Below are 6,776 nucleotides of genomic sequence, written 5' to 3'. Positions count from 1 at the left end.
CATCCGCCATCGCCATGCCTTGGCCGCGCAAAACCTCAACCTGCCGAAGCTTCGTGACGATCTCGTCGGGCTTGTGTCGCTTGTTTGCCATTGTGGTCCTCCTTCGGGGTCAAAACCATACTTCAAGGTGGACCCGTTCAATGGGGGTGGATCAGCTACCCGCAGCGCTTTCTTCGGGAGCAGTGCAGGATGTTCTGGTGATTCAACAAACAGTCCCACTGGCTCGTGAAGCGTGTCCCGTGGGAGCGGCAGCCAGTACCGGGTCCCGGAGCGCCGAGAAGGAAAAAGGCCTCACCCGCTAGTGATAACGCACCGGCTGACCACGACGGTCGCCCGATCTGCCGGGCGTGCGCGCTTTCGCATTGGTCGCAATTGATAGGTGCCGAACCGATGGCGATCACTAGTGCCGCAAAATAACAATGTATTGCAGGTTTGATTGCCGGAAATGCAAAGTAAACGATTGCAGTCGCAGGATGGCTAAACGGTTCATTCAATAAATGATATAATCAATTTCAGTTAGTGTTGCGGCGCTGCAACAGACATGATTTCTGCTTCTGAGTAGATACAGGCCAAGTAACTCGTGGAGGATGGTTATGAAGTTCCTTGGTACTGTTGCAGCGGCACTGCTCCTCTCGTCCGGCGCTTTTGCTGCAGATGCCGTGTTCTCCGGCGATTCGGTTCCGACGGCGGCCCCTGCGGCTCCCGCATTCGACTGGACCGGCGCCTATTTTGGCGTGAACGCCGGTTACGGCGGCGGCAAGCTGAAGCCGCATTTCTATGCTTATGACAATGGGTCCGACGCATACCTGGATGCGAGCGCCAGCGCTTCGGCCAGCGGTTTCGTCGGCGGTGTTCAGGCCGGTTACAACTTCCAGTCTGGCTCCATAGTCTACGGCGTCGAGACCGATATCCAGTACTCGAATGTCGAGGCGAAGCTCAGCGGTTCGGTTTCGAGCAGCATCTTTGGCCTGGACGCTTCGGCCAGCGGCTCCGTGAAGGGATCCGTGGAGTGGTTCGGCACCACGCGCGCCCGCGTCGGCTTCACGCCCACCGACCGTTTCCTGGTTTATGGCACCGGTGGTGTGGCCTACGGCAAGTACAAGCTGAAGGCTGAGGGCAGCTACGACATCGGCGGCAGCGACGATACCGGGTCGGTCTCGACCTCCAAGTCCAAGGTCGGCTGGACCGTCGGCGCCGGCACCGAATACGCCATCACCGACAACCTGACGTTCAAGGCCGAGTACCTGTACACGAACCTCGGCCGCTGGAACCTGCTCGAGCTTGGCGACGCCGACGCGGGTCTGAAGCTAAGCTCGAAGCTTGACTTCCACACGGTTCGCGTGGGCCTGAACTACAAGTTTTAAGTCCGTCAGCCGGAACGCAGTCACAACACGCCGCAGTCCGCCTGCGGCGTGCCATTTTCTTTTCAGGAACAGGTTCAGGAAAACCCCGGCAGCAGTCGTGATGCGCGTGCCGGAGCGGCGGAAAGGCATTTCCCTTCTGGCAGCGGTGAACTCGAAGGCCTCAAACAGGAACGGGTAATCTGGCCCCATGACCGGGCGGGCAGGCGAGTGTCAGCCTGTGGGCAGGCGCCATGCAGTGGCGTGCCATATCTTTCGGCCGGCTGATCAGACCTTCGAGTCCGGCAATAAGATATGGTTGATGCAAATATAATACAGTTATCACTTCATTAACCATCACCGTTAATACTCCAGACCGGTACTTGGGCTGGTGCCCAACACTCAGGCGGCTTTCAAAGGGGTGGGGTATGAAGACTCTCACGACAGCTCTGGCGCTTGCGCTGGTTTCATCAACCGCGTTCGCGGCTGATGCCTTCTTCCCGTATGGTTCGGATACTCCGACCTACAACTGGACCTTCGGCTATCTCGGGGCCAACATCGGTTACGGTGGTGGCAAGCATGAGGTCGACGCTTCGATCATTGGCACGCCTCTGCGTGGCAGCATCAGCGCGACCACCAACGGCTTCATCGGTGGCGCTCAGGCCGGCTACAACTGGCAGTCGGGATCGGTGGTGTACGGCATTGAGGGCGATTTCCAATACGCCGACATCAACGCGAAACTGGCCGCGTTCACCAACCTGTTTGGCACGGGGATCTCGGCTTCGGCGAGCGGATCGCTCAGCTGGCTCGGAACGCTTCGCGCACGCATCGGCTTCGTGCCGGAAGACCGCTTCTTCCTCTATGCGACCGGCGGCGCGGCATTCGGCAAGCTGGGGCTGTCCGGCGAGGTGAATGTGGGCGGCATCCCCTACAGGGATGAAATCTCCAAGACCCGGACGGGCTGGACGTTGGGCGCCGGCGCGGAATACGCGGTTACCGACGACTGGACCTGGAAGACCGAGTACCTGTACACGGATCTCGGCAAGTGGACCTTCTACGAGGACCCGGTGCTCAAGGCCGAAACGGGCCTGAAGTTCCACACGGTGCGGACCGGCATGAACTACCGGTTCTGACGGCCAAATCAGACAGTTCAGAAAATGCCGTGGGGCATTTCTGTTTCGGGATGCCCGAACGGGGCCTGCGCTATCCGGCAAGCCGAGCCGCCTGGCCCGTATGTCCCGTTTCGGAGGAATGGCGAATGCCGGGTCGCGACCGGTGCCGCTTTCCCGGATACCGCCTCAGAGAAGCGGGCCCATGGTCGCAAACAGGTTCAGCCAGACGCGCTTGTAGACGGGCCAGCGGCGCACCGCCTCCGGATCTACCAGCGTCGACTGTTCGAGATAGGACAGCTGGCGGGCACGTATCTCCTGCGTGACTTTCGGATCGTGCAGAAGCACGTCGTTCTCGAAGTTCAGGTCGAAGCTGCGGATGTCCATGTTGGACGAGCCCATGAAGGTCTTGCGGCCGTCGATGGTCAGTATCTTGGAGTGCAAGAGGCCCCCGTTGTACTCGGCGATGGTGACGCCGGCTTCGATCAGGAGCGGATAGTAGGACCGGCTTGCACGGGACACGAACTGGGAGTCGTTGCGACGCGGCACGATCAGTGTGACATTCACGCCCGAGAAGGCCGCGCCCAGCAGGGCGGCGCAGACGACCTCGCCGGGTACAAAGTAGGGGGTGACGATGATCAGCTCCTGCTGCGCCTCGAAGATGAGGCGGGAGAACAGCTGAGCGGCCGCAAGGCGTCCCGTCGTCGGGCCAGTGCCTACCACCTGGGCGGGAATGCCATCGGGGAAAACCGGTGTTTCCGCAGCGAAGAGGGCCGGATTCTCGTCGTGGTAGAGCAGCCAGTTCTCGGCGAAGAGCAGGTTCATCTGCCGGGCCACGGGGCCTTCCAGCCGCACCATGATGTCGACCCAGGGCGCGTACTTCCTCTTGGGGAGGAACTCCGGATCGGCGCAGTTCTGGCTGCCGGCATGGCAGATCCTGCCGTCGATGACGGTGATCTTGCGGTGGTTGCGCAGGTCGAGACGCCGCTCCATCATTGCGCGGAAAGGGTTCTTGAGGGACAGGGCGATCGCGGTCTTCACGCCCGCTGCCTGGAGCTCCTTCCAGGTCTGCGAACGGGTGAAGGCGCGTGAGCCCAATGCGTCGACGATCACGCGGCAGGTGACGCCGCGCTTCGCCGCGCGGATCAGCGCGCTGGCGACGGCGCGGCCGGTGTTGTCATCCAGCCAGATGTAATACAGGACATTGATGCTGTCGGTGGCAGCGTCCATGTCCTCGATCATGCGGCGGCGCGCGCCCTCGGGGCTTTCCAGCAGTTCCGCGCGGTTGCCGAGGCAGACGCCGAAGCCGTTCACCGAGGTGGCGAAGGCGCTGGAGGGGCCCCATTGTTCCGGATCGCGCGGCTCCCCGCTGGCGGCTATGTACGGCTGGACGGCTTTGCTGGCCCAGTCGATCCGGCTTCGCCTGCCCTGGCGGAAGTAGACTTCGCCCACCAGCAGATAGGCCACGATGCCGAGAAACGGCAGGGAAAGCAGCACGAACATCCATGCCGTGCGGGTGGACGTGTTCAACTGCGGTCGGGAAAGAACCCTGAGAGCCACCGCCACGAAGAGGGCAAAATGAGCCAGGGTGAGAATGGATAGAGTAAGCTGTACGTCTGGATCCATGCTCTTTGTCTCATTCTGGCGTGGCTGACACTGTTATCCGGTATCCAATATCCGCCCCCGTGAGGCAAGGCCGGGTTGCGGTTTCGTCTTCCACGGCGATATGCCGCCGGACGCCCCTCACGCCGATGCGATCCCGCAAAGAGATAAACCGTCCGGCCGCAGGTCGGGAACTCCCGTGAAATGCCGAGCCGACTTAACGGTTCGGATCAAGAAAGATGTCCGTGGAAACAAGCCTGCTGCAACCTTGAACCGCACGGAAACCCATGATTACTAATAATTATTATCCCTGCGGGAGGGGGGGTGTATTGTCAGTACAGAAGATTCCGGTCGGCCGCCATGTGGGGGCCGGTCTCGAGTGCGACGTTTATCTGCATCCCACGAATGATGGTCTCGTGATCAAGATCCGTCGCAAGGGCGCCACGCAGGACCGAAATGCCATCGAACACGAATATCTTTCCTTCGTGAAGTCCAATCCGCTGCTGCCAAGGACTTACGGCTGGGTGGAGACACAGCTCGGGCGGGGCCTGGTTTACGAGCGGATCCGGGATGCGGATGGCCAAACGAGTGCGACTCTGGCCACGGCGCTGAAGACGGGCCGGGTAACGCCCGACGGGACGCGGCTTCTCATGTCCGGTGCCGTTGAAACGCTCATCAGGAACGGGATTCTGGTCCACGACGATAATTTGAACAATTTCCTTGTCCAGCGAACGGGGAACCGTTTGAACCTCGTCATGGTGGATGGGTTCGGTCCGCTGGTGATGACGCTGAAAGCGCGCGTGCGCATGTACTTCCCGGTGCTCGCCCGCCACAAGATCAGCCGCCATGCGCAGGCCCTCATGCCTCATCTCGAGAAGGCGCTGGAAGAGATGGCCTCCTGCCATGCTGGGCTGACCGGAGAACGGGCTGAAGGGTGGGTTCAGGTTCACGGCAATGAACCTGCGCCCGAACTATTCAATAGCTGAACAAAAAAGGGCGGCATTGCTGCCGCCCCATGACTGAACCGGTGCTGCGGACTGATTAGAAGTCCATGCCACCCATGCCGCCGGGCATGGCCGGAGCAGCTTCCTTCTTCGGCAGCTCGGCGATCATCGCCTCGGTGGTGATCAGCAGGCCGGCGACGGACGCAGCGTCCTGCAGGGCCGTGCGGACGACCTTCATCGGGTCGACGATACCGAAGGAGATCATGTTGCCGAACTCGTCAGCCTGAGCGTTGTAGCCGAAGTTCTGATCGCTGTTCTCCAGGATCTTGCCGGCAACGATCGAGGCCTCGGCGCCAGCGTTGGTCGCGATCTGGCGGCACGGAGCCTGGATGGCGCGGCGGACGATGTTGATGCCGGCGTCCTGATCCGGGTTGGCGCCCTTGGCCTTGATGGCCTGGGAAGCGCGCAGCAGGGCAACGCCGCCGCCCGGAACGATGCCTTCCTCAACCGCGGCGCGGGTCGCGTTAAGGGCGTCGTCCACGCGGTCCTTGCGCTCCTTGACCTCGACCTCGGTCGCACCGCCGACGCGGATTACGGCAACGCCGCCAGCGAGCTTGGCCAGGCGCTCCTGGAGCTTCTCGCGGTCGTAGTCGGAGGTGGTCTCCTCGATCTGGGCCTTGATCTGGGCAACGCGGCCCTCGATCTCGGACTTCTCGCCAGCACCGTCGACGATCGTGGTGTTCTCCTTGGAGATCGTGACGCGCTTGGCGCGGCCGAGCATGTCGAGCGTGACGTTCTCGAGCTTGATGCCGAGATCCTCGGAGATGACCTGGCCACCGGTGAGGATCGCGATGTCCTCGAGCATGGCCTTGCGGCGGTCACCGAAGCCCGGAGCCTTCACGGCGGCGATCTTCAGGCCACCACGCAGCTTGTTGACGACGAGCGTGGCCAGAGCCTCGCCCTCGACGTCCTCGGCAATGATGAGGAGCGGCTTGCCGGACTGAACGACGGCCTCGAGGATCGGCAGCAGCGGCTGCAGGTTCGAAAGCTTTTTCTCGTGCAGGAGGATGAAGACGTCCTCGAGCTCGGCAACCATCTTCTCCGGATTGGTGATGAAGTACGGAGACAGGTAGCCGCGGTCAAACTGCATGCCCTCGACGACCTCGAGCTCGGTCTCGGCGGTCTTGGCTTCCTCGACCGTGATGACGCCCTCGTTGCCGACCTTCTGCATGGCCTCGGCGATCATCTGGCCGACCTCACGCTCGCCGTTTGCGGAGATGGTGCCAACCTGGGCAACCTCTTCCGGCGTCGTGATCTTGGTGGCAGCCTTGTTCAGGTACTCCACCACGTCGGCGACGGCGAGGTCGATGCCGCGCTTCAGGTCCATCGGGTTCATGCCAGCGGCGACGGCCTTGGCGCCTTCCTGAACGATCGCCTGGGCGAGGACGGTCGCGGTGGTGGTGCCGTCACCGGCCTTGTCGTTGGTCTTGGACGCCACCTCGCGGAGCATCTGGGCGCCCATGTTCTCGAACTTGTCGTCCAGCTCGATCTCCTTGGCGACCGACACACCGTCCTTGGTGATGCGGGGAGCACCGAAGGACTTGTCGATGACGACATTGCGACCCTTCGGGCCGAGAGTCACCTTCACCGCATCGGCGAGGATGTTGACACCGCGCAGCATCGCTTCGCGAGCGTCACGGGAGAAACGTACTTCTTTAGCTGCCATTGATATTGCTCCTTGGGCCGACACCCGTGTGCCAGCCGGTCAAACTGCGCGGCTT

Annotated in this window: 5 protein-coding genes; 3 read left to right on the top strand and 2 right to left on the bottom strand. The window is 61.7% G+C overall.

Annotated elements, in window-relative coordinates; all coding sequences use genetic code 11:
- Positions 1–593 precede the first annotated feature (593 nt).
- Entirely contained in the window at positions 594–1,364 is a 771-nt protein-coding gene (locus tag ABD906_RS11180) for an outer membrane protein (protein WP_345099482.1), read from the top strand.
- A gap of 404 nt (positions 1,365–1,768) precedes the next feature.
- A complete protein-coding gene (locus ABD906_RS11175; protein ID WP_345099481.1) occupies positions 1,769–2,473 on the top strand; it encodes an outer membrane protein in 705 nt (234 codons plus the stop codon).
- 165 nt (positions 2,474–2,638) lie between these two features.
- On the opposite strand, the gene cls is transcribed toward ABD906_RS11175, so the two are convergent.
- Positions 2,639–4,075, bottom strand: coding sequence for a cardiolipin synthase (gene cls / locus ABD906_RS11170; RefSeq protein ID WP_345099480.1), 1,437 nt, complete (start codon positions 4,073–4,075; stop codon positions 2,639–2,641).
- A 305-nt stretch (positions 4,076–4,380) separates the two neighbouring features.
- Between cls and ABD906_RS11165 the strand changes: the two genes are divergently transcribed.
- Positions 4,381–5,037, top strand: a complete 657-nt coding sequence (locus tag ABD906_RS11165) for a YrbL family protein (RefSeq protein WP_345099479.1) — start codon at positions 4,381–4,383, stop codon at positions 5,035–5,037.
- A 55-nt stretch (positions 5,038–5,092) separates the two neighbouring features.
- Here the strand turns inward: ABD906_RS11165 and groL are convergent, their stop codons facing one another.
- Complete coding sequence (gene groL, locus ABD906_RS11160; RefSeq protein ID WP_345099478.1) at positions 5,093–6,721, bottom strand: chaperonin GroEL; 1,629 nt, start codon at positions 6,719–6,721, stop codon at positions 5,093–5,095.
- Positions 6,722–6,776: the final 55 nt, after the last annotated feature.

This window comes from Chelativorans composti, from assembly GCF_039541695.1.
GTDB classification, from domain to species: domain Bacteria; phylum Pseudomonadota; class Alphaproteobacteria; order Rhizobiales; family Rhizobiaceae; genus Chelativorans; species Chelativorans composti.
Note: the sequence above shows the minus strand (reverse complement) of the source record. Positions and strands in the feature narration are given on the sequence as shown.